Source organism: Bartonella sp. AA126HLJHH, assembly GCF_042197425.1.
Classification (GTDB): Bacteria; Pseudomonadota; Alphaproteobacteria; order Rhizobiales; family Rhizobiaceae; genus Bartonella.
On sequence record NZ_JBHIRU010000070.1, the window covers coordinates 1 to 2,155 of the forward strand.

Annotated in this window: 3 protein-coding genes and 1 pseudogene; all 4 read left to right on the forward strand. The window is 33.4% G+C overall.

What is annotated here, in order from left to right:
• Window positions 1-70 precede the first annotated feature (70 nt).
• Window positions 71-814, forward strand: coding sequence for a type IV secretion system protein (locus tag ACFIQC_RS09650; protein ID WP_375707120.1), 744 nt, complete (start codon window positions 71-73; stop codon window positions 812-814).
• A gap of 214 nt (window positions 815-1,028) precedes the next feature.
• A pseudogene (locus ACFIQC_RS09655) lies at window positions 1,029-1,280 on the forward strand (type IV secretion system protein); the annotation flags it as partial.
• Window positions 1,281-1,462: 182 nt separating this feature from the next.
• Window positions 1,463-1,606: a TrwH protein gene (locus tag ACFIQC_RS09660; protein ID WP_375641268.1), complete on the forward strand. Its 144-nt coding sequence runs from the start codon at window positions 1,463-1,465 to the stop codon at window positions 1,604-1,606.
• A partial coding sequence (locus ACFIQC_RS09665; protein WP_375707121.1) for a hypothetical protein occupies window positions 1,603-2,155 on the forward strand: 553 nt, incomplete at its 3' end. The genes ACFIQC_RS09660 and ACFIQC_RS09665, both read left to right, overlap by 4 nt.

Genomic DNA, 2,155 nt, shown 5'->3' on the forward strand with positions numbered 1-2,155 from the left:
AACAGCCCAATGACAGGAACCGCGTGCCTATTAATAAAACAATCCCTGCCGAAATCAAGCGAGGAGACAGATGAAAAAGCGATTTATTATAACAGGAATGATTACCCTTTTGGGGATGATAAATTTAACTCTAACGTCTAACTTTAGTTGGGGTTCTGGGACTCAAGGTTCAACTGTTAAAAGTCCTTTTTCAAAAGCAGAATATCTGGAAATTATTAAGTTGTTAGAACAACAAATTAAAACAAACGAAAACCAGATCGAAAACGCGAAAAAAATTCATCAGTCTATAACAGGAAATAGGATACAAAAACCAACAATAGGAGAAAACAAGGATTCTTTCATACAAGATTTGCCTTCTATCTACCCAAAAACACAGACAAGCTACCAAGTCATAACTACTGGGGAATTTAAAAAAAGATTTAATGAGATTATTCTCGAAGAGAAAAGGTACGGCTTCCAGCAGTTGCCGTATTATAAAATGCGCGAAATAATTAATACGCGTCTTAAATATAGTGGAATTGTCGAAAAAGCTGTAAGTTTTCAAACTTTTCAAGACGCAGAAAACCGCTTTAAACAAATGGACGATTTCTTAGATAAGATAAATAAAACAAAAGATCTCAAAGAAGTTTTCGAACTGCAAACACGCATCAAGACTATGTCAGCCATGATCCAAAATGAATATACAAAGCTACAAATGGTCAGAAATTTAAGCGATGACGAAGAGACTCTTATCGAAATACAAAAACGTAAATTGTACAGAAAAATTGTAGCCTCTAACTACAAAAATATGCCTATAATAAGATCTAACCAATAAAGCTTTTTACAGCATTTGCTTTTTTTCATGAAAACAAAAACCAATGTAGAAGGTTCAGTACTCTCTGAACAATTAAGAGAAGCACAAAGATTTTATCAAAGCCAAGATATCATGCTGAAAACACTTAGGTAATGTATAAATGAAAATGAGGCGTTTAGCATATATCTATGTTCCAAGGTGATAAAAAGTTGAAAATTCGTTAAAGAGGAATTCCATGGACTTTACAGTGTTCACGCAACTTTTCAATAAAATTGATCAGATAACAAAAACATATGTCACGGATATTTCCTCAAAAGCAATTGTTACAATTACACCCTTTGTATCAATCGGTATCACAATCGCTTTCATCATCTACGGATGGCTCATCATCCGGGGCGCTATCGATATGCCTCTCTCCGGATTCGTAAACCGTTTCCTACGGATAAGTATTATTACTTCAATAGCTCTTACCACAGGACTTCATCAACCAAGATATCCAATCCTAAAGTAAAAAATATTCGCACTGAAATTGAGCTATTTTCATAAATTAAAAAATGAAATTAAGAAAAGATAAATTATCGTAAACTATACACTTTACTTTGGTGTCGAAATTATAATAATGACAACAAATATCAGAATGTATATAATAGTAAAAAGAGTCATGTCAAAATGAAGTTAATCATACTTGTAATTTTGATTGCAAACCTTTTATCGGCTTGTGCATTAGCACCAAAGCTAAAACAGCCCAATGATAGGAATCGTGTGCCTATTAATAAAACAATCCCTGCCGAAATCAAGCGAGGAAACAGATGAAAAAGCGATTTATTATAACAGGAATGATTACCTTTTTGGGAATGCTAAATTTAGCACATGCGAATGCAGTTACAAGCGTATCTTATGACCTCTCGTCACATAAGGACCCAGCCCCACCACCTGCTCTACCAGCAGAATATCTGGAGCTTACTAATCTATTAAAAAAAGGGGAAATTATTGAGCTCTTAAAAAAACAGCTTGAGTTGAAAAAAGAACAACTTTCGCAAACAGAAAAAACCTATCAGGCTATAACAAATAGTCAAAAAACTGGACCTAAAACTATAGATTTTTCTAGTTTTTTTCTCAAAGAACCAGAATCGTTCTATAAGAGTGATAAGCTTTCAAGAGAATCATATCAAGAGGTATTAGAGGACGAAAACAAAATTTCTGAGCCTTTTGATCGAATGGGCACGTTGCTTTTTGAGCGTTTAGAATTTTTCTCAATACTAAATAAAGCTATAACTTTAAAAAGTTTTGAAAACGTAGAAAATCGTTTTCAATACCTCAAAAGTCTATTTAATGAACTTCAAACAAAAGAAAACCTGAAAG